Source organism: Enterococcus sp. 125944 (assembly GCF_051909435.1).
In the GTDB taxonomy this organism is placed as follows: Bacteria; Bacillota; Bacilli; order Lactobacillales; family Enterococcaceae; genus Enterococcus_D; species Enterococcus_D gallinarum.
On the sequence record NZ_JBQASY010000015.1, the window covers coordinates 66,276 to 85,235 of the forward strand.

At 40.9% G+C, this 18,960-nt stretch carries 16 protein-coding genes; 4 read left to right on the plus strand and 12 right to left on the minus strand.

Annotated elements, in window-relative coordinates; translation table 11 throughout:
- Positions 1 to 3,510 carry a vWA domain-containing protein gene (locus tag ACTFWY_RS12810; protein WP_439927010.1) on the minus strand — a complete coding sequence of 1,170 codons (3,510 nt, stop codon included), beginning with the start codon at positions 3,508 to 3,510 and terminating at the stop codon, positions 1 to 3.
- A 201-nt stretch (positions 3,511 to 3,711) separates the two neighbouring features.
- Here ACTFWY_RS12810 and ACTFWY_RS12815 point away from each other — a divergent pair, with 201 nt between their 5' ends.
- Complete coding sequence (locus ACTFWY_RS12815) at positions 3,712 to 5,145, plus strand: helix-turn-helix domain-containing protein (RefSeq protein WP_081131270.1); 1,434 nt, start codon at positions 3,712 to 3,714, stop codon at positions 5,143 to 5,145.
- A 275-nt stretch (positions 5,146 to 5,420) separates the two neighbouring features.
- On the opposite strand, the gene ACTFWY_RS12820 is transcribed toward ACTFWY_RS12815, so the two are convergent.
- Complete coding sequence (locus tag ACTFWY_RS12820; RefSeq protein WP_103301281.1) at positions 5,421 to 6,398, minus strand: choloylglycine hydrolase family protein; 978 nt, start codon at positions 6,396 to 6,398, stop codon at positions 5,421 to 5,423.
- A gap of 254 nt (positions 6,399 to 6,652) precedes the next feature.
- Between ACTFWY_RS12820 and ACTFWY_RS12825 the strand changes: the two genes are divergently transcribed.
- The gene (locus ACTFWY_RS12825) at positions 6,653 to 7,753 is read left to right on the plus strand and encodes a mandelate racemase/muconate lactonizing enzyme family protein (protein ID WP_003127741.1); all 1,101 of its coding nucleotides are present in this window, start codon (positions 6,653 to 6,655) and stop codon (positions 7,751 to 7,753) included.
- 65 nt (positions 7,754 to 7,818) lie between these two features.
- On the opposite strand, the gene ACTFWY_RS12830 is transcribed toward ACTFWY_RS12825, so the two are convergent.
- Together ACTFWY_RS12830 and ACTFWY_RS12835 are read right to left on the minus strand one after the other, a co-directional pair.
- The gene (locus ACTFWY_RS12830; protein WP_113850069.1) at positions 7,819 to 9,237 is read right to left on the minus strand and encodes a glycoside hydrolase family 1 protein; all 1,419 of its coding nucleotides are present in this window, start codon (positions 9,235 to 9,237) and stop codon (positions 7,819 to 7,821) included.
- Between the two features lie 13 nt (positions 9,238 to 9,250).
- Complete coding sequence (locus ACTFWY_RS12835) at positions 9,251 to 10,555, minus strand: PTS sugar transporter subunit IIC (RefSeq protein ID WP_003127739.1); 1,305 nt, start codon at positions 10,553 to 10,555, stop codon at positions 9,251 to 9,253.
- A 187-nt stretch (positions 10,556 to 10,742) separates the two neighbouring features.
- On the opposite strand from ACTFWY_RS12835, the gene ACTFWY_RS12840 reads away from it, so the two are divergent.
- A complete protein-coding gene (locus ACTFWY_RS12840) occupies positions 10,743 to 11,444 on the plus strand; it encodes a GntR family transcriptional regulator (protein ID WP_005471968.1) in 702 nt (233 codons plus the stop codon).
- A gap of 138 nt (positions 11,445 to 11,582) precedes the next feature.
- On the opposite strand, the gene ACTFWY_RS12845 is transcribed toward ACTFWY_RS12840, so the two are convergent.
- Both ACTFWY_RS12845 and ACTFWY_RS12850 read right to left on the minus strand, forming a co-directional pair.
- Positions 11,583 to 12,467 (minus strand): C40 family peptidase, encoded by an 885-nt coding sequence (locus ACTFWY_RS12845; RefSeq protein WP_003127735.1) that lies wholly within the window; start codon positions 12,465 to 12,467, stop codon positions 11,583 to 11,585.
- 93 nt (positions 12,468 to 12,560) lie between these two features.
- Positions 12,561 to 14,216: a peptide ABC transporter substrate-binding protein gene (locus tag ACTFWY_RS12850; RefSeq protein ID WP_208775172.1), complete on the minus strand. Its 1,656-nt coding sequence runs from the start codon at positions 14,214 to 14,216 to the stop codon at positions 12,561 to 12,563.
- Between the two features lie 310 nt (positions 14,217 to 14,526).
- Between ACTFWY_RS12850 and ACTFWY_RS12855 the strand changes: the two genes are divergently transcribed.
- Positions 14,527 to 14,871, plus strand: coding sequence for an antibiotic biosynthesis monooxygenase family protein (locus ACTFWY_RS12855; protein ID WP_081131300.1), 345 nt, complete (start codon positions 14,527 to 14,529; stop codon positions 14,869 to 14,871).
- Between the two features lie 114 nt (positions 14,872 to 14,985).
- On the opposite strand, the gene ACTFWY_RS12860 is transcribed toward ACTFWY_RS12855, so the two are convergent.
- The 6 genes from ACTFWY_RS12860 to ACTFWY_RS12885 all read right to left on the minus strand — a co-directional run bounded on the left by ACTFWY_RS12860 (position 14,986) and on the right by ACTFWY_RS12885 (position 18,939).
- A complete protein-coding gene (locus ACTFWY_RS12860; RefSeq protein ID WP_081131266.1) occupies positions 14,986 to 15,750 on the minus strand; it encodes a hypothetical protein in 765 nt (254 codons plus the stop codon).
- Positions 15,751 to 16,045: 295 nt separating this feature from the next.
- Positions 16,046 to 16,273 (minus strand): hypothetical protein, encoded by a 228-nt coding sequence (locus tag ACTFWY_RS12865; protein WP_021149510.1) that lies wholly within the window; start codon positions 16,271 to 16,273, stop codon positions 16,046 to 16,048.
- A gap of 238 nt (positions 16,274 to 16,511) precedes the next feature.
- Positions 16,512 to 16,973 carry a GAF domain-containing protein gene (locus ACTFWY_RS12870; protein WP_005471961.1) on the minus strand — a complete coding sequence of 154 codons (462 nt, stop codon included), beginning with the start codon at positions 16,971 to 16,973 and terminating at the stop codon, positions 16,512 to 16,514.
- 184 nt (positions 16,974 to 17,157) lie between these two features.
- Positions 17,158 to 17,796, minus strand: a complete 639-nt coding sequence (locus ACTFWY_RS12875) for an NAD(P)H-binding protein (protein WP_003127726.1) — start codon at positions 17,794 to 17,796, stop codon at positions 17,158 to 17,160.
- A 130-nt stretch (positions 17,797 to 17,926) separates the two neighbouring features.
- A complete protein-coding gene (locus ACTFWY_RS12880; RefSeq protein ID WP_003127725.1) occupies positions 17,927 to 18,352 on the minus strand; it encodes an Rrf2 family transcriptional regulator in 426 nt (141 codons plus the stop codon).
- 182 nt (positions 18,353 to 18,534) lie between these two features.
- A complete protein-coding gene (locus ACTFWY_RS12885) occupies positions 18,535 to 18,939 on the minus strand; it encodes a PTS sugar transporter subunit IIA (RefSeq protein WP_003127723.1) in 405 nt (134 codons plus the stop codon).
- Between the last annotated feature and the right edge of the window lie 21 nt (positions 18,940 to 18,960).

Consider the following 18,960-nt stretch of genomic DNA (forward strand, 5'->3'; position numbering starts at 1 on the left):
CTACCCCCTCCTTTCTAATCGCTGGAGGTATAAGTAGATACCAGCGATGGCGATCGAACTAAAGGCGAGTAGATAAATCCCTAATCGACCACTTCCACCTGTTTCCGGCAGTGGAACTTTCGCCTGATTGGTCACATCTAGTGTAATCTGGTTGTTTTTTTCTCCAGCAACTAACACATCAGCGACTTCTTCGCCATCAATCTGTACTGAGCCATCTTCATTGATCACAATTTCAATTGGCTCTTTCAATCCTTGATACCCTTCTGGCGTATATGTTTCCGTCAAGACATATTTTCCCGGCTGTAACTGATCAAAGACAAACGTATCCGTCTCTTCTCCTGATCGTTCAATGTCTGTATTTGGACCCGTCAAGCGGAATTCCGCCCCTTTTAATGGCGTCTGATCGTCGGCCTTTTTGTGGACGGTCAAGTCAAAGGCTTTTAACTGGTTTTGATGATTCAACGTCCATTCTTTACTTTGTTTATCCACATTTTTGCCGTCGTAGTGAATCTTTCCATATTTATCCACCGTAAATTCATAGTTGCCGGCGATCGTGTCATACCCCAATGGACCTGAATCTTCGACCATTCGGTATTGACCTGGCTGATCTAATATAAAATGGGCTACCCCTGAATCCGTTGTTTTTTCCGTAGCGATCGTTTGATAACGGTCTGAAGAATTTTTCTTTTGCAACGAAAATGTTGCCCCAGATAAATTTACTTCATTCCCGTCTTGCAGCGTATACTTGCGAATGCCGATTGGCAATTCTGAAAATTGATTAACCACGGTCAGTGTGATCACTTGTTCTTCTGTAGAAACCTCATCCCCATCGATTGTCACAATTCCCTCTGAAGTGACTTCGATTTGCCAAGTTGTTTTCCCACGTTCATGTCCAGCAGGAGCTTGCACTTCTGTGAGAGTATAGGTTTCACCTTTTTGCAGTCGGACATTTTGCGGCAAGGAGTAGCTGCCATCTTGATTATCGATCAATGTCGTACGGCCATTTTTGCCAGTTAATTCAAACACAGCACCTACCAGATTTTTTTCGCCAGCAGAAGAGTTTTTGATCACTTTAAGTGCTAATGGCTGAAACTGTTTCGTGTTTTTCCACGTTGTTTCATCTACTTTTTCTTGCTCATAACCGGGGACAGCTAGCTCTCGAGTCGTTTGATAGCTGAAATCTTGTCCCCGATTATTGTATTTGGGTAGACCTAAGGTTTCGGCATAGGCATCATCTGCTGACTTTGAAAGCTGTGTTACACTAGTGCGTTCCCATAAGCTTCCGGTATCATTTGACGGTTGCGAAATCTTGATATAGCCTGTTTGCCAATTTGTCGTATCTGAAACTTGTTTTCTGGTCACTTCATAGATAACATTTTCTGGGCGGCTGCTCGGATCATGATCATATTCTTCCCAAATTTTTTTGAAATCAAGCTTGACTCCTGGTGCTTTCCCCGATGGCACTCCAAAATCTACCACTTCATCTGCTGTTGCTACTGGTTGGAAGGTTGTTCTGCCATTCATCGGGTACCAGAAATCAGGTTTGAACGTTGCTGATTCTGTCTGGATCCTGACTTGATAATGGATCTGAATTTCTTGATCTTTCCCTAAATAAATTTCATCACTATGAACGGTGTTTCCTTCAAATGAGAGTGTGGGCATGGCTTGTACTTGAAGGGACCCGACACTTTTGACTGCTAATGTATTTGGTTCGTAACTAAACGGTTCAGCAATCGGATCGGTTACTTTGCCGTTTGCCACAGTTCCAGATATCTGAACCGCTTTTCTCGCGAGATAATCAGAAATATCCGGTGCATGATCGGCTGATTCATAGTAAAGATCACCATTCTCATCCGCAGACACCATTTGCCGCATCTTGTTTTCTACTTCTTGTTTGGATAATCCCGCATTAGTATCACTTTGCAGTTGAATGCCTAATCCATGAATTTCAATTCCTCGCTGCTTTAATGCCATTGCTTCACCAATGGTTGCGATAAACGTACTGTTGATCAATTTATTGGTATTTCTTTGGTCTGGAGCATAGTAGCTGTTAGAAATACGAGAAGTACTGCCCGGCTGGTCTTGTCTATTGGTAAATTGGGTGCCGTAATAGCTGCCATTCGTTTCTGTTTGAACTTTGCTGACTTGGTAGGAAAAAGTGGGAACACCATCTGTCAGTAGAACAATCACTTTTTTGTGTCCATTTGGTGTTGCCAACATGTTTCCGGCATCTCGCAGGGCTTTTTGCGTGAAGGTTCCCCCAGTAGTACTGCTTGGAGTAATCGTCTTAATGGCATTTTTGACCGAATCAAAGGGGCCCATCGCGACCGAATCATTCTTGTATCCATCACTTGAATACCCAACATAGCCCATATGAATGTTGTCTGTGATTCCACTTTCTGCTAGCGTATCTACAAATCGATCCACCCCTTTTTGGACCTCGCCAATTCGATTGTTGTCATTCATACTACCTGACCAGTCAACTACTAAAACCAAATCTAACGGTGCGATCTCCTTTTGGACATTTCCGCGAATATTTAGGTATACATCAAATAATCCAGGTGTCGTGGTCTCTTTGGCATACTTGCGAATGGCATAGTCTGCTTGGGAACCAGTCCCACCATATTCAATATAGGAATTGGTTTTGTTCGTTGGTTCCCCGTTCCATTCCGTTTGCCCATCCCATTGTGCAGCTCCGTCTTTGTTTCCTTGATGGTTGCGCACATTCTGATTCCCAGTCGGTTGCCAGCTTGCTGTCGGATAGGTTCCTGACGCATCTGTCGTATACTGAGGCAGGATTGCTTTATGACTGCGATCAAACACTGGATCAGAAGCAACGCTAGGGAATGAAAAAGGTTTTATCACTTCATCTGCAGCTGTTGATCTTTCAGATACTTCAGATGCTTCAGGTCCTTCTGTCTCTCTGTTTTCTGCCAGCGTTTCGTTGGTATTTGATGGATTTATTGATTTTGACTCTTCGGATTCTGCTGAATGTGTATCTGTAGCAGCTGTTTCCTTTACAGCATCCGTTTCTGCTCTAGAAGTATTGTCCTGGGTGTCAGTCGGTTTTTCCTTTGTTGCCTGCGGCATGACAACAGAGACCTTTTGGATCTGACCTTCGTAAATTAATTCTGGTGCTTGCTCGGTCAAAAAAGAATTTTTCTCAACGGGCAGCGTCAGTTGAATGGTCTGATTTAGTTGAGGCTCTATTGTCAGATAGAGGGTATTGTGTTTAATTTGATAACCGTATCCCTCTTGTTTTTCTTCTACTTCTTTTAGCTTGGCATGATCCATTCTTATTTCTTTTTTTATGGGCTCATTTGTTTGATTCGTGAGTGCGACATCTAGTAATAGCTGTGGCTGCTCAGAATCATCTGTTATGATTTTGGCAGATAGAATAGCTGCCCCATTAATAGTTTCTGCTCTAACGATTATGGATGTGAAATAGGAGCTAACCAGCATAAATACTGTTCCTAAAACCCACAACTTCCTCAGTATATTAATTTTCATTCTCCCCTTTCATTTGCGAACCAATAGCAAATCCCAATAGCCTGCATGCTGGAAATTTGTTATTCTAATCAGATACCTAAGTATACATAGAAGGGAAGAATCAAATCACACCAGCTTTCATACCAAGCGGTTTCATTATTGAGATTGCGTTATTGTTTCGTTGATTGTTTTATTAAAGTAAAGGACTTGGGAGGAAATGAAATGATTAGGTTTTTGGAGAAAAATTATCGGAAGATGGAAGAAATCATTCGTGTGTTATCCATTTCTGATAAGTGGATGACTAAAAAAGAACTTGCAAGACACATTGGTAGCAGCGAATCAACGTTTATCCGATATATTGAAGAGATCAAGCAACGCTGGGGAAATGTTTTAACCATCAAAACATCGCATAAATTAGGGTATCGTCTAGAGAATTTCAATGCTACATTGTATCTTCAAATACTCACAGATATGGCGAGAACTTCAACAACGACACAACTCCTTCATGAATTTATTCAACAGCCAGGCAAAACGATCGATTATTATTGTGAGGCAATCAATATCAGTCGATCATCTTTTGCACGAAAACTAAAACATTGCAATAAAGTGTTGGCTGCCTATTCACTTCGGGTCATTGTGGATCGCGGGTATCAGTTAACGAGTCAGGACGATGAGCTGTCTCTGCGGATATTTACGACCTACTTTTTTTTGATGTATTATGGCCATTGTGATTTGCCTTATCACTTTGATAAACAAGAACTAAAACAAGTGATGCGGCGCAATCACTGCATTTTGAATAGTATCAGCTTGGACAACAGCTATGAACATGACTTTTTCATTATGTATTTTATCGTTGATTTGTTAAGAGAGAGTCAAGGATTTCGGCAACGCCCTATCACCAAGATAGCCGTGAAAGCAAAAATCAGTAATGAAGACTATTCATTGATTAAACGCCATTTGAGTGGTATTAGTTTAGAGTCTTGCCAAACAGTCATTGACTACTTTCAAAAAGGGGCTTTCCAGCAATTTTATTCAGAGAATAGATCTGTGATCAGTGAGAAGATACGTGACAATTTGACCTTCAATACTTTTCTGCAGTTGGAACAAATCACAGACGAGGTCGGCGACTTCGTTGTACACTTGCTGACTTGTCTTTATTCCTATGCGCAATTACTGCCTTTTGATACGACAGAGCTGACACAGCGTGCCACTTTTTTTACAAGACATATCAAATTTACACAGCGACAATTGTATGCACGACTCAAAGCAGAACTGCATTTTTTTTCTGAATTGTTGGAAACGAATCTGATCAGTTATTTGTCTTCTTATGTATTCTGGTTATTGACTTCTTTTCCGGAGATCAATCAGACTTTGGTGTCAAAAAAGATCTTAGTGATCAGCGATATGGGGATCAATCACAGTCAATACATCAGTTACTATGTTCAAGATATTCTTGATCTGCATAAAATTCGTTCAGATATCCTGCCCATTAATGGTGAGCAATTAGGTAACTATGACTTGGAATCCTTTGATTTGATCATCACGAATCAGCCGATTTCTGAAACAAAAGTTCCCAGTGTTGTTATCAATGACGCCTTACTATTTTCAAATAAAAAAAAATTACTGGACTTATTGTATTTCAAAGATTTTTTTTAATATCTGAAAGTAAAAAAATTATTTCTTGTTTTCTTCTCGTAGTTTCAATGAACGATTATCATAAGAATACGCTTTTCCTTTGAACCGTTTTTTTCAGCATCAGAATAGATAAACTCCCCAGCTACCTACTACAAAAATTTCGACGGCAAATCACACGAAAAAAAGATCTGCGGTAATGACACACCGCGGATCTTTTAATTGGAGAGATGACTCTTCGTTAAACTAAGTTATTTTCTACTTATCTATCTTTGCATCGACCATTGTGTGGCCGATTATTACACCATCGTTTTTGTTGTGAAACTCTTGGAAACCGCAAAAATCCGGGGCTGTTTCAATTGTAACCACTCTTTCTTCAATTGCAATGAAAAAACTTCTTGGGTTTCATAAGGATTGAAATAGTAAGTACCATTTGTCACATTATAGACCACTCGATACTGCGTATACTCAGATTGACCATTATCTTCGACCATCAGTCCTTTGGGGATCGTGGCATTATTTAAGAGATGGAACATGGCATTGACTGTTTCTTCGGCAGTCTCTCCTACATTCACAAACTGTTTGTTATAAACGGTTCGAACAAATCGTTCAGGGGAAGTCAATCCGCCCGGTAAAATAGATGTTCCATTTCCAAGACCAAAGGGGAGCACCTCTACTCCATTGACTGTTGCGGGAGGAAAATTAGCAGGTCTCGCAGCTAAATAGTTGCCAATATTTTTTACATGCCACTCCAATTCTGGACTGTTAGTCATCACGCCGATTGGATTTTCTTTTATTTCGATAAAACCACGATTGGTTTCAATGACAACACATCTTCCGGTAGTATCCGTTACAATAAAATGCAATGGGACTGTGATACCTAGTAGCGCCGTTTCTATCTGTACTAGATTGATCCTGCTGATTTTTTGGTACAAATCAGGGATGTCTGCTACGTTTCCTAATACCCAATGTAACAATTCATGGGGTGCAAGGTTTATTTTCTCCGCTGTGTATTCGCAATAAACAGCTTCATTCGAAAAGTAGAGTTCAGCAATCGTTAGTCCCTTCTCATTGACCCCATCAATAAAAAGAAATTCTTCTAACTGTTTGCCCGTTCCAACAAAGCCATAGGTATTGGTGACCTGTCCCCCTAGTTGTAAAGACCATTGATACCCCCGTGGCATGACGATTGGTTCGCCGTCTAGCAAAAATGCAAAGTCCATCGTCCGAGCAAAAAAAGTCTGTCCATGAGCAGTCAGCGTGAAACTTGTACACATATGTGTGATCTCCTTTTTGTTCATCATAGCTTGGGTTGCGCAGAAGTTCAACTATTTCAGCGTGTTCCTACCAAGAAATTTGACTCCTTTTCAGATCGGAATCACTTGGTTAAAGGTCGCTGGAAAAACAGGATTATTACAATGATAGAAAGAGATTGACAACTCAAACTACAAATGAAACCGCTTGAATTCTTACCACGTGGATGTTAAGATAATAATGCACACGTTAACATTATTGGAAAAGGAGGAATTTTATGTCCACGATCACAGAAATCCAAACTTCCTACTATCGGATTCCCTTACCAGAATTAATGGAAGATGCCAAACACGGATTACACACTCACTTTGAGGTGCCAATCGTCAAAGTGCGCACGGATGATGGTAGAGAAGGTATCGGTTATACGTATACGGGTGGTTTCGGAGGAGAGTCGATCGCTAAATTGATCGACAAAGAACTGAAACATATCCTGCTAGGAAAAGATCCTGCTTGTGTGGAAGCTCTTTGGGAACAGATGAATTGGGGCATCCATTACATTGCCCGAGGAGGTCTAGCAAGCTTTGCCATTGCCGCCTGTGATATTGCCCTTTGGGATCTGCGTGCAAAAAAAGCACGAGAACCATTATATAAACTTTTGGGAGGACACAGCAATAAAGTAAACTGCTATGGCGGTGCCATTGACTTGAATTTTCCATTAGAAAAATTATTAGCCAACAATCAAAAATATTTGGATATGGGATTACGGGCTGTCAAAATCAAGTTAGGGCAAGCAACACTGGCGGAAGATATCGCCCGCATCAAAGCCGTTCGTAAATTGATCGGTCCCGATATTACCTTTATGGTGGATGCCAATATGAGCTGGTCCGTTGAACAAGCCGTCAAAGCCGCTAAATTGATGGCGCCTTTTGATATTCTCTTTTTGGAAGAGCCAACGATTCCCGAAGACTACGAAGGATATGCTCGAATCGCTAAAGAAGGTCAAATAGCAGTTGCTGGCGGAGAAAATTTACGAACACCAATTGAATTTGCTCATATGTTATCTTATGGTCAAGTCGATTTTCCTCAACCGGATGCCTCGAATTGTGGAGGGATCACTGGCTGGCTGAAAATTGCGGCATTGACACAGTTGCATAATGTCAGTATCTCGACTCACGGCATGCAAGAGCTTCATGTCAGTCTGCTGGCTGCCATGCCTAATGCCGGATACCTAGAGATGCATAGTTTCCCGATCGATCAATACACCACTCGCCCTCTGATGATTGATCCAGAGGATGGAATGGCTATCGCGCCAGAAGAACCGGGAATTGGTGTGACCTTTGACTGGGACAAATTAGCCCCTCATCAATTGGATTTTTAAGCAATATACACAAAGAGCTGTGACAAAAGATTTGTCACAGCTTCTCTAATCTTAATGTACTTAGTTTAAAGAATAAGCGGCAATTCCTCATAGGACAAGCGACGTTCATCAATTAATTCTCGATACCAATAGGCTGATTTTTTCAAAGAACGGGTACGGGCAGCATTTCTTTCGATCCGCACCAGCCCATAACGGTTTTTAAAGGCATTCATCGGTGAGATACAGTCGGTAAAAGCCCAGAGCATATAACCCTCGCAATTCGCCCCTTCTTCCACTGCTTTTAAAAGCCAATAAAGATGTTGGGAAATGAATTGGATCCGATAGTCATCTACTACCTGACCATTCTCATCCATGAACGCCTCTTCATTCTCCCGACCCATGCCATTTTCTGTGATCAGCCAAGGAATGTTGCCGTAATTTTCTTTGAGGTAGTTTGCCATGTCATACATGACTTTCGGATAGATTTCCCACCCTCTAGAACGATTCATTTGTTTGCCGGGAAGATCAAAGTTCTCATAGAATCGCTCCGGATGAAACGGTGTTTCAGCATTCCACTGATAATAAGGTGCCCGCACACGCTTTGGATAGTATTGATTGATTCCTAAAAAATCAACCGTATGTTGTTGGATCACTTCTAAGTCTTCTTTTGCAGGATCAAAATAAATATCATGCTCTTTACATAATGCAATCAGTTCTTCGGGATAAATGCCTTTAATCATCGGATCAAAAAAGACTCGGTTGAAGAAAAGATCGTACATTTTTTTCGCTTGCTGATCTTCTATCGAAGAAGAACGAGCATACACCATTTCAGGATTCAATACGCAGCCGATTCTGCCTTGATAGCCTTTTTCATGATACGTTTTTATCGCTAATGCAGAAGCTAATGTTTTATGATAATTCCATTGCATCCATTTCTTCGTATTTTGTTCATGGGGCCAGCGAATCGCATCAAGATAGCAACGGGTCTGGATCACGATAGGTTCATTGAAAGTGAACCAGTGCTTGACCCGATCACCATAACGTTCAAAGGCGATTGCTGCATACTTGCTATACAATTCGACAACATACCGAGAACTCCAGCCATCATACGTGTCTAATAAGTAGGCAGGCAATTCATAGTGTTCCAGACACAACATGGGTTCTACTCCTGCAGCAATCAATGCATTGATCACCGCATCGATATGGGCTGCATATTCTTCATCGACGATCAACTTCTCATAGTCGGTAAAAAAGCGTGCCCAATTGATGGATGTGCGATAATGTGTCAGATGAATCTCTTTCATCAGCTCAATGTCTTCACCATACTGTTCCATGAAGTTCGTTGCAACGGCCGGTCCATAGCCTTCATGCCAGACAAAACGCTCTTGTTGATACCATTGATCCAAGAAAGAATCCTGACCCGCTTTTTTTCCTTGCCAGCCTTCTGTCTGCCAAGCAGAAGAAGCGGCCCCTAAGATAAATGTTTCTGGTATTTCAATTAACATAAGCCTCTCCTTTTTATGCCACTTCGTTCGTTGAACGATTCATTACGATAACGAATGGCAAATAAATAATGATCGATAATAAAATACAGATGATTTGTGTGACCACTGCACCGATGTCTCCTGCTGTAGCTAAGTAGGCATTGACGATTGGCGGCATTGGCCACGGTACCATCACAACCGCTTTTGCTGCAAAACCGATGGATGTAGCAATATAACCCACCGTGCCGGTAATAATCGGGGTCAGAATAAATGGAATCGCCAAGATCGGGTTCAGCATGATCGGCATACCGAAAATAACAGGTTCATTGATATTGAAAATGCCTGGTGCTAAGGACAGCTTCGTGATTTGGCGCATATCTTCACGCTTGCCTGCAATCAAGATAGCAATCAGCAAGCCAATGGTGACACCTGATCCTCCCATACTCATATACATATCCCAGAATGGCATCGTAATGATGTTAGGCACTTCTTTTCCTGCCTCAAAGGCTTCTGTATTCACGGCGATAGCCGCTAGCAGTAATGGTTCACGAATTGGTTTGACCATCTGATTGCCGTGGATACCAATGACCCAGAAAACTTGTGCAATAAACATCAACAACAAGATACCAGGCAGACCTTGTACTATCCCTTCTAATGGTTTTTGCACAATATTATAAATGATATCGTAAGCATACATTCCTGTGATGGCTTTGATAGCAAAGCCAACTGTCGCAATGATCGTTACTGTTAATATTGTAGGGAAAAGCGCCGAGAAACTTGCTGAGACATTGGCAGGAACACTTTCCGGCATCTTGATTTGCAATCTTTTTTGGCGGCAAAGCCAGGCATAAAGTTCAATTGATAGGATTGCCACGAACATGCCCAAGAATAAACCTTTCGTATCTGTATATTGTTTCGCTAAAACATTCTCGGCAATAACAGTAGCATCTTCATGTAAGAATTCAAAAACCATCGGATTGACCGATAAGTAAGACATCACTGCAATGATCCCAGGGAAAACACCATCGATTTTGTTCAGTTTTGCCAGTTCGATCCCAATTAAAAAAACAGCATAAATCGTTAGAAAACTAAGTGTTACATAACTGACTGCCGAAGAGATCGGCTTTAGATTTTCTAAAAAGCTGAGCGCATCAATTTTTGCTAAGCCGTTCTCCGAATCAAAAACCATTGCTGAAAATAAGGTCCCAAAGGCACCTGTGATAATGACTGGTATCAAAGCGGCAAAAGCGTTCTTAATTACCATGATGTACCGCCAACTATTGATTCTCGTAGCAACTTTACCTAAGCCATTTGCCAATCGATCCATAAACCCTTCCATTTTTACTCCTCCTAACTCCTCTTTGATTAACCAAAATAAACAAACCAAATGCAACCGATTACAATCTCAATTTACTGGATTTTTTTCATTCTGTAAATCGTCGAAAGAAGCAAAAAGCTGAGTATGTAAACGTCGAGGTTTACATACTCAGCAAAATCGATTATGCTTCAAAAAAGGAGGAAATGATTTGGCTTACTATCATGATATTGCAGCAGATATTCGTACACAAATCAGTCATGGAAAGTATGAGAAGAATCAGAAGCTGCCTAAACAAACTGAATTAGCCATTACGTATAAAACTAGCCGAGTAACCATTCAAAAGGCGTTGAATTTGTTGCAAGTAGAGGGAATCATCTATGCCAAAAAAGGCACTGGCACTTTTGTCAGTGAAGCCTATTCTACCTTCGATTATAACGCCCGAGTGAACCGCGGATTAACCAAGCGCTTAGGAAAGACTGGCAAACTCACAAGCAGAATCATTTCCTTTGATACGCTTTTGGCTGATGAGCAAGAACAATCAAAATTGAGACTTGGTAAAGAAGATCGAATTTATGATATTGTTCGTTTGCGATTATTGGATGACGTCCCGGTCGCGCTGGAATATACCATTATGCCAGTCGCAGTGATTCCCGGCATCACCGAAGAGGTTCTCAAAGCTTCCGTTTATGAATATATTTCCAATACATTGCACTTACCGATTGGCACATCGATTCGAAGGATCAAAGCCGACCGTCCAGATATCTATGACCAGCAGCATTTGATTTGTTCCCCCAATGACCCCATTTTAGAAGTCGAGCAAACGGTTTACTTAGAAAATGGGATACCTTTTGAATTTTCACAATCCCGGCATCGATACGATATGGGTGACTTTATTGTCGCTAATAACTGATCTCTTTTTTTGATCGGTCAAAAAGCCCGCCATTTCTTGCTGCATTCTGCAAAAATGGTGGGCTTTCCTCGGTTACTGCTATTTTTTTGTTTCTATCACTTGCGATTTCTACCTCATTCTTTCTTATTGCGGCTGTTTCTAGTCGATATACCGAGTGACAACTGCCAATTCCGGCTCATAAGCAGAACCAGTGATCTTTGTTTTCATGACTTTGGAGCCTGGGGTCTGTGAGTGGATCATCTCGTCTGCACCTAAATAAAGACCGACGTGATGGACTTTTCCTTTTCCCTCTTCATATGCGAACAACAATAGATCACCTGGCTGCGCCTGTTCATAGGATCGCTGCACACCCGCTTGCGCTTGTTCAATGGTATCCCGAGGAATCAAAATACCATTGACCCGATGCAAACTATACATAAACCCTGAGCAGTCAAAGCCACTGCTGCTGATCCCTGCCCATACATAAGGCAAATCCAGAAATTGTTCTGCCATCTCGATCAATTGTCGGGGAGTTGTTGAGTTTCCTTGATCGATTCGTTGGGCTTGTGTTTTAGAAATTTCAGCTGGTCCTTCAGGTGTCATCACATGATACCACTCAGCGTCCTCAAAAAGCCAATCCAGCAGTGTTCCGAAAGAAAGGATTCTTTGATGATCTTTGAATTGCAGGACAGCAGTTGGTTTGATTACTGCTACCTTCTGATTTTTCCCCAATCCATATTTCTCGTCTATGACAGTCAATACGTTGCTAGGAACATACCCTGGGTAGCCTCGGGGATTTTTATTACTTGCTTGGTCTAAGACAATGATTTCTGCCCATTCTTCTTTTTCTTGAACGACTTCGACAACGGTCCCATAAAGAATCTCTGAATCAACCAAGTCCTCTTCATAGAGAGTCATTGCATCTGCTGCTGATAAAAACGAATGGACTGCTTCTAAAGGTTGCGCATTGATTTTTGTTAAAACTGCATTTTGCTGCGGCTGTTTCCATAAAAAAGTCATAGCTGCTTGGACTGCTTTTTTCACTAGGTTCTCCTTTGCTGATTTATTGATCATTTTTGCTTGTGCAATCTGGGGAAAGATGAAAGATCCATCTCTTCTAACTTACTGCTTGTTTCTTTACTCTAGGGAAACATTCTTGTAGTCATAGGCTGCACCGACACTATGGACCACTAAGCCTTTGATTTTTGGGGAACGTAAATGAGCCTCTGCGCTTTGAAATAATGGAATCACGCCCAATTTTTCATTCAAAATCTGCTCAGCTTCCACCATATTTTGCCAACGTGCTTGAGGATCGTTGGCATATGCATCGGATGCTTCTGAAATCAAGTTATCATAGGTATCATCCAGCCATTTTCCGCGATTGTATGAACTATCTTTTTTGAAAAGTTCCAAGAAATTGATCGGATCTGCATAATCACCGATCCAATTGTTCATGACCATTTCGAAATCTCCGCTGTTGGAACGATCTAATCGCACAGAAAAAGGAACATTGGTCACTTCTACAGTCAATCCTTCAAGGGTCTGTTGAAGCGTTCCTTGAATGTATTCGGCTAATTTCTTTGATTGATCGGTATCTGAGGTGAGTAATTCAAAGGTGAGGGTATCTTTTCCTAGTTCGGATTTTGCTTGCTCCCACAATTTCTTGGCTTGTTCTTCATCATAAGGCAGCGAAGTCCCTGCATCTTTAACAAAATCTGTTTTCGTTTCAGGATTAAAGGCTAGATCAGAAGGAACAAATCCAACAGCTGGAAGTGACCCATTACCTAAAATCTGATCAACGATTTGCTGACGATTAAGGCTATAGGAAATTGCTTGCCGCAACTTTTCATTCCGAAACGGTGAGTCCTCCGCTGCTTGATTCATTTCTAAATACTGGGTCGTCGCGCTCGGTTGAACAACATAATCCTTGTGATTTACATTTTGCATCGCCAATTCCCCACTCAATGTGATGTCATCTGCTTGCCCGCTTTCATACAAATTATAGCTAGTTGAAGATTCTTTGACGACATCAAACTGAACTCCGGATAACTTCACTGACTCTGCATCCCAATACTCAGGATTTTTCTTGAGTGTCCATTGAATATCTGTACCTGGACCGTCATAATCCTCCAATGTGAAAGGACCATTGTAGACTGCATTCGCACTTGTTAAGGCATATTGATCCCCATGTTCTTGAACAACCGCTTCACTCTGCGGGAAAAAAGTAGGAAAAGCGAGTAAAGATTTAAAATAAGGCGTTGCTTTTTCCAATGTAATCTTCAATTCATGACTCGTGACAGCTTCGATCCCTAGTTCACTTTTATCCTTCGTTCCATCGGAAATAGCTGCAGCATTTTTGACTGGTGCTAGCATGTAGGCATAGTTGGAGGCGGTAGCAGGATCAACCGTTCGTTGCCAGCTAAAGACATAATCCTCTGCTGTGACAGGTTCCCCATTGGACCATTTGGCATCTTCTCGTAATTTGATCGTGTACACCACCCCATCTTCACTGACCATTGCGTCTTCACTCGCACCGGCAATCACGGGTTCATTGTTTTCATCGAGACGATAAAGTCCTTCATAGGCATTGTTCAAGGTAATAAAACTGTAAGAATCGGTTGCTAACGACAAATCGGCGCTCCCCATTTCAGCAGAAAACTGAACATTCAGCATTGGCTGATTGGCATTTGCTGACTTGCTTGAATCTGTGGTTTTCGATGACGGCTGTTGACAGGCTGCTAGAAAAAAACTACAAACGATGAGTGATCCGATAACTCTTGCTTTGGTTGTCATTCTTGACGCCTCCTATTTTTCAGATAATTCTAAAAATTCTGTTTTGTTAAGTGAAGTTTACCGTGATTCGAATCTTTCTGTCAAATTCCCTTACTTGAAAGAATCTTCAAAGATACCTAGAGAAAGGTCCTATGGAGAGATCTTTCCTAGCTGTTCTTAGGTAGGAAAGAAACATCTTTTTTCACTAGGCAAGTATTTTCTAAGAAAAATACCGACCTAATTGACAATCATTCTCAATTACAGCTATACTAATTGGAAAATGATGATGCAAAGTCAAATCGTGCATTTACCACAAAAAGGAGTGTTGGTTATGTATATCAAAACTGTGACATTTGAAGTTTTAGCAGAAGCAAAAGAAACATTTTCAGAAAAGATCCGCAAAGATATCGCCTCGATGAAAACGTTTGAAGGCTGTCTCCAATCTGAATGTTGGATCAACGAAAAAAAAGCATCAGTCGATTTTCAACTCGTCTCAAAATGGCAAGAAAAGAAACATTTCCAAGCCTGGCTAAAGCGGCCCGAACACTTGCAAAAACACCGTGAAGCTTATCGTGCAGAAAAAGAAGGAAACGGAAAACCTTCCGTAGTAATAAACAAGAGTGGACAAGATTATTCCTTATTTGACGACTCACTTGTATCTTTCAGCAAGAACTGAGTTGAAACTTATTTCAAGAAAGTTCAGCTAAAAAAGAAGGGCAGCGCTTGCCGATGAGAATCCATTTCATCTGACAAGCGTTGTCCTTCGACTGCGTATCGCGTATTTGTCGTGTCAGCCCACCACGGTTAGTTCGTGGAGTGTCTGCCCGGATGGGTCTTTTAACTGCAACCAACCATTGGTCCCTCCGTAGTAAAGAAACAGACCAACCTCATTGACACTTTTTAAAATAACTTCTTCTATCGTGCAATGATCCTTAATCGCTGCTTGATGATCTTGGCGGATTTTTTCTCCTAAGCGAGCAGAAAATCCCAAGGAACCGTCTTTATTATATGGAATTTCTTCGGCTAATTTTGCCCCTTTTTCGATTCGCATTTCATTGCGCTTTTGCCAATAAACAGTTGCCTGACTTCCTTGATAGTCAATATAGAAAGGTCGATCCTGCAATTCTTTTTTCCATTGATGCCTTGCTTTTGTTTTTTTCACTGGATCAAGGGAAGTGGTATTTTGGTAATAGCCAAGTTTATCTAACAATAAGTCAAAATTTTTTGCGCAAGTTGCAATGAGCTCACTTTGCTCACCTGGGATCGCTTCACTTTTTTTCTTCAACAAACCATACTTCTCCTGATAATAATGTGCAAGGTAAGGTGCCTGGATTTCCCAGCTAGGAGTAATACTAATGATTCGATCATGGGGCTGAGTCAAGTCCAGCAATGTATCCGTTGTAATAGCTGTTACCGCATGATTCTTAACAAGAAAAAACACAGTATTATCAAGCTGTGTCACACGATCATGATCTGCAATTTGTAATAAACCTTGTTCATTAGGAAGCTTAAACAGTAACTCCTCTTCTTCTAAGATCACTAATTCAGCTCTCATAACATTCTCCTCCAGGCGTACGATTTTAATTTATTGTACCATCATTAAGTCTTTATTGAAATTTATTGGCCGCCTGGCAGTCTATCGCAGCATGCAAAAAACGATGATAGCAGAAAATAGGAGCCGTAACTATTAGGCAAGTATTCTGCCCTTGAAAGTTACTGTCCCAGACAGCAAAGGATACTCTTTGCTGAAAAAATTTGGCTAACATCGTAAACATTATTGATTAAATTGTTATTTTTGATTGTTGAGCTCATTATTTTCCTGTTTTTAAACAATAAGCTTCTGTCTTTTTTTAACTAAAAAAACATTCGACTAAAGCTGGTCCATAGATTTCATTATACCGAGCAACGACTCTTCCACATCGTTCCTCGATTTCATCATGATCAATGCCATCATATCTTACGACACTCATCACCACACAATTTTCCATTTTGCGGATTACCTCACCGATGATCCTCCTTTGCATACCTACCGGTTTACATTCATACGCTTTTCCTAAAACAATGTTATCACAATTCATAATTTCCACCTTCAAATTTAATTTTTCTAATTATGTTATCATAATATCATCGTTTTTTAATAATTAAAAGTAATACGCATTGATTCGCACAAAAAACCAGTACAGACAAAAAAACCAAACGAATAGAAGTTGCCTCAGAAACAAGCCGGCAATTCAGCAACTTCAAGAACTAAAGTTGCGCTTTCTATCGTTTGGGTATTTCTTTTGTACCAGCGAACACGATTCGCTGCTCGTTTTATCAATTACGCCGTGCAGCTACTAGCGAAGCGGCAAATTTTTCTAAGAAAAGTTGATCGATCTCGTCATAACTACTTGTTTTCGAACTATCGATATCTAATACTCCGATCAGTTGGTCATTGTCCAGCATTGGCACAACGATTTCTGACATTGCTGCCGAGTCACAAGATATGTAGTTCTCATGTTCTTTGACATTATCGACGATCATAGTCTTTTTCTCAGCAGCGGACTCCCCGCAGACCCCTTTTCCTAACTGGATGCGGGTACAAGACACGCGACCTTGGAAAGGACCTAGAATCAATTCGCCTTCTTGAAACAGATAATAGCCGGCAAAGACCGTATCTGGTAACGTTTCATTCAGCAATGCGGAAGAATTAGCCAGATTCGCTAACCAGTTACTCTCCGCTTCTAACAATCCTTTTAACTGAAGGAGCATCAGCTCGTATGCTTCTTTTTTCTCCATATCCATCACCTCTGCTATTGATTATAAGCAACTCGCAGAGTTTTGTCTTGGTAGAATTCTTGAATTTCGAAAACTCTTTCTTCTAAAATGGTTTCTTTCCTGTTTTCTTGGAAGAAACATTATGAAAACATTACTGTTCTTTCCGCTCCTTTGCTCCTCAAGACCATCCCGATCGTCAAAAAAATCAGGCATCAATAACTGTAAATCTTGTTTGTTGATATTGAGGGACTTCTAACTCATCCAAAATAGCTTTTGCCAATGTTCCGCTAGATGTGACAGATTGTCCGGCATCATTTTGAAGCAAGTGATCTTTTCCTAAAATAGCCGGTTTAGCTTCCCCAGCTTGGAAAAGGTTCCCTGGAGAAATTCCTACCCAATCAACATTTTTAACAGTTAATAAAAAATTGTACTCGTCTAATTGATTTTCTGGAATCGCGATCCAGCTTTCACTATCAGGTGCTTTTTTCAAGTCGTTAACATTCAAGTCGCCAGCATCATTCAGTAAACTACCCGCCCCTAAAATGAAGAACAATCTAGTTTTCTTTCCACGGAAAAGATGGATCAAACGGGCTGCTAAGTCGACATGTAGATAGGCTTGATCAGGGCTAGTAGCAAACGCATCAATGATAGCATCAAAACCTTCCAACTCGCCTCTTTTCAATTCAAACGCGTCTTTGGTTATTGTTTTGACGGAATTCCCAAACATTTCCTTTGCTTTTTCTTCATTGCGTACGATAGCTACGACTTCATGTCCTCGTGCACTTGCTTCCCGATAAATCGCTGAACCAGCATTTCCTGTTGCACCAATAATTCCAATTTTCATTGCTCTCTTCCTTTCATCTTTAAACTTGTACATGTAGAAAAATACATGTAACTTTTAAGGTTACATGTTGATTATAAAAAGAAAGCTCCTTTTCGTCAAGCATTTGCTTTTGAAACGGAGCTGTCTCTCTTCATTTTTCAGCAGCCACATTGAGTTTATCTATGATATCTGCTAGTGTGATCTGTTGCATCTCTAACTCAATTTTTTTTTGCAGACGCTCATAGGTCTCATCTAGAACTTCCTGAATGCTACCGCCAATCAAACAATTAGGATTGGTTTTTTTGTCAATATGCAACAATCGTTGGTCCTTTTCAACACTTGAATAAATGTCTAGCAAAGTGATCTCTTCGGGTTTTTTTAGTAATTTAGGTTCAGCTTTTCCCCGTTGGCTCTCAATCAAGCCAGCTGTTCGCAAATCACTCATGATTCGGCGGACATAGGCTGGATTGGTCTCGACACTTTGAGCAATTCGATCACTGGATAGATCGGTTCCCTTCAACATTTCAATATAGGCCAGAATATGAATGGCATCGCTGTATTTCGTTGAGTACTTCATCCCTTTGATGTCCCTTCAAAAATATACTTTTAGCTATCATACCTTTTTTTAGGGAATTGTTCAAAGAGTTGGGGCTTTTCAGCGCTTTTTGTCGTTTGGTTAAGGCAAATAGGTGATAGCTAAGAAGTACAGCTAATGCCGTTTTTTCTTTGCTGATCAACTTCTAATGTCTTTGCCTCTGCTTAATCTTCTTCAAAATCTGCTACTGCAGTGAGAAGCGTGTTGACATGTTGAATATTCTCTTTACCAAATTGTTCATAATCCAATGGATCTCCTGTCAATGTGCGGTTGAGGAAGCCAATCACCATCGGCATATTCATTCCTGCATACAGCTCAAATGTCGCACCTTCCATGATTAACCGAGAAGCCGCATTGCATGGGGTTCCTCCTAGCAGATCAGCAAAGACCACAGGGTTTTGACTGTCAGCGATGACAGCTGCTAGTTTTTGGCGAAAATCATCGGCACCTTCTTCTGGTAATAATGGGACTGTCTGGATCTCTGACTGAGGCCCCATGATCATTTCTGTACTTTTTTTCAATTCTTCACAAAACCGGCCATGACTAATCAAGACTAATTGCTTTTCCATCAACTTCCTACCTACTTTCCA

Excerpts from the sequence above, each read along its gene's own strand:
- ACTFWY_RS12810 (WP_439927010.1), bottom strand. The coding sequence starts at position 3,510 with ATGAAAATTAATATACTGAGGAAGTTGTGGGTTTTAGGAACAGTATTT.
- ACTFWY_RS12815 (WP_081131270.1), top strand. The coding sequence starts at position 3,712 with ATGATTAGGTTTTTGGAGAAAAATTATCGGAAGATGGAAGAAATCATT.
- ACTFWY_RS12820 (WP_103301281.1), bottom strand. The coding sequence starts at position 6,398 with ATGTGTACAAGTTTCACGCTGACTGCTCATGGACAGACTTTTTTTGCT.
- ACTFWY_RS12825 (WP_003127741.1), top strand. The coding sequence starts at position 6,653 with ATGTCCACGATCACAGAAATCCAAACTTCCTACTATCGGATTCCCTTA.
- ACTFWY_RS12830 (WP_113850069.1), bottom strand. The coding sequence starts at position 9,237 with ATGTTAATTGAAATACCAGAAACATTTATCTTAGGGGCCGCTTCTTCT.
- ACTFWY_RS12835 (WP_003127739.1), bottom strand. The coding sequence starts at position 10,555 with ATGGAAGGGTTTATGGATCGATTGGCAAATGGCTTAGGTAAAGTTGCT.
- ACTFWY_RS12850 (WP_208775172.1), bottom strand. The coding sequence starts at position 14,216 with ATGACAACCAAAGCAAGAGTTATCGGATCACTCATCGTTTGTAGTTTT.
- ACTFWY_RS12855 (WP_081131300.1), top strand. The coding sequence starts at position 14,527 with ATGTATATCAAAACTGTGACATTTGAAGTTTTAGCAGAAGCAAAAGAA.
- ACTFWY_RS12860 (WP_081131266.1), bottom strand. The coding sequence starts at position 15,750 with ATGAGAGCTGAATTAGTGATCTTAGAAGAAGAGGAGTTACTGTTTAAG.
- ACTFWY_RS12865 (WP_021149510.1), bottom strand. The coding sequence starts at position 16,273 with ATGAATTGTGATAACATTGTTTTAGGAAAAGCGTATGAATGTAAACCG.
- ACTFWY_RS12870 (WP_005471961.1), bottom strand. The coding sequence starts at position 16,973 with ATGGAGAAAAAAGAAGCATACGAGCTGATGCTCCTTCAGTTAAAAGGA.
- ACTFWY_RS12875 (WP_003127726.1), bottom strand. The coding sequence starts at position 17,796 with ATGAAAATTGGAATTATTGGTGCAACAGGAAATGCTGGTTCAGCGATT.
- ACTFWY_RS12880 (WP_003127725.1), bottom strand. The coding sequence starts at position 18,352 with ATGAAGTACTCAACGAAATACAGCGATGCCATTCATATTCTGGCCTAT.
- ACTFWY_RS12885 (WP_003127723.1), bottom strand. The coding sequence starts at position 18,939 with ATGGAAAAGCAATTAGTCTTGATTAGTCATGGCCGGTTTTGTGAAGAA.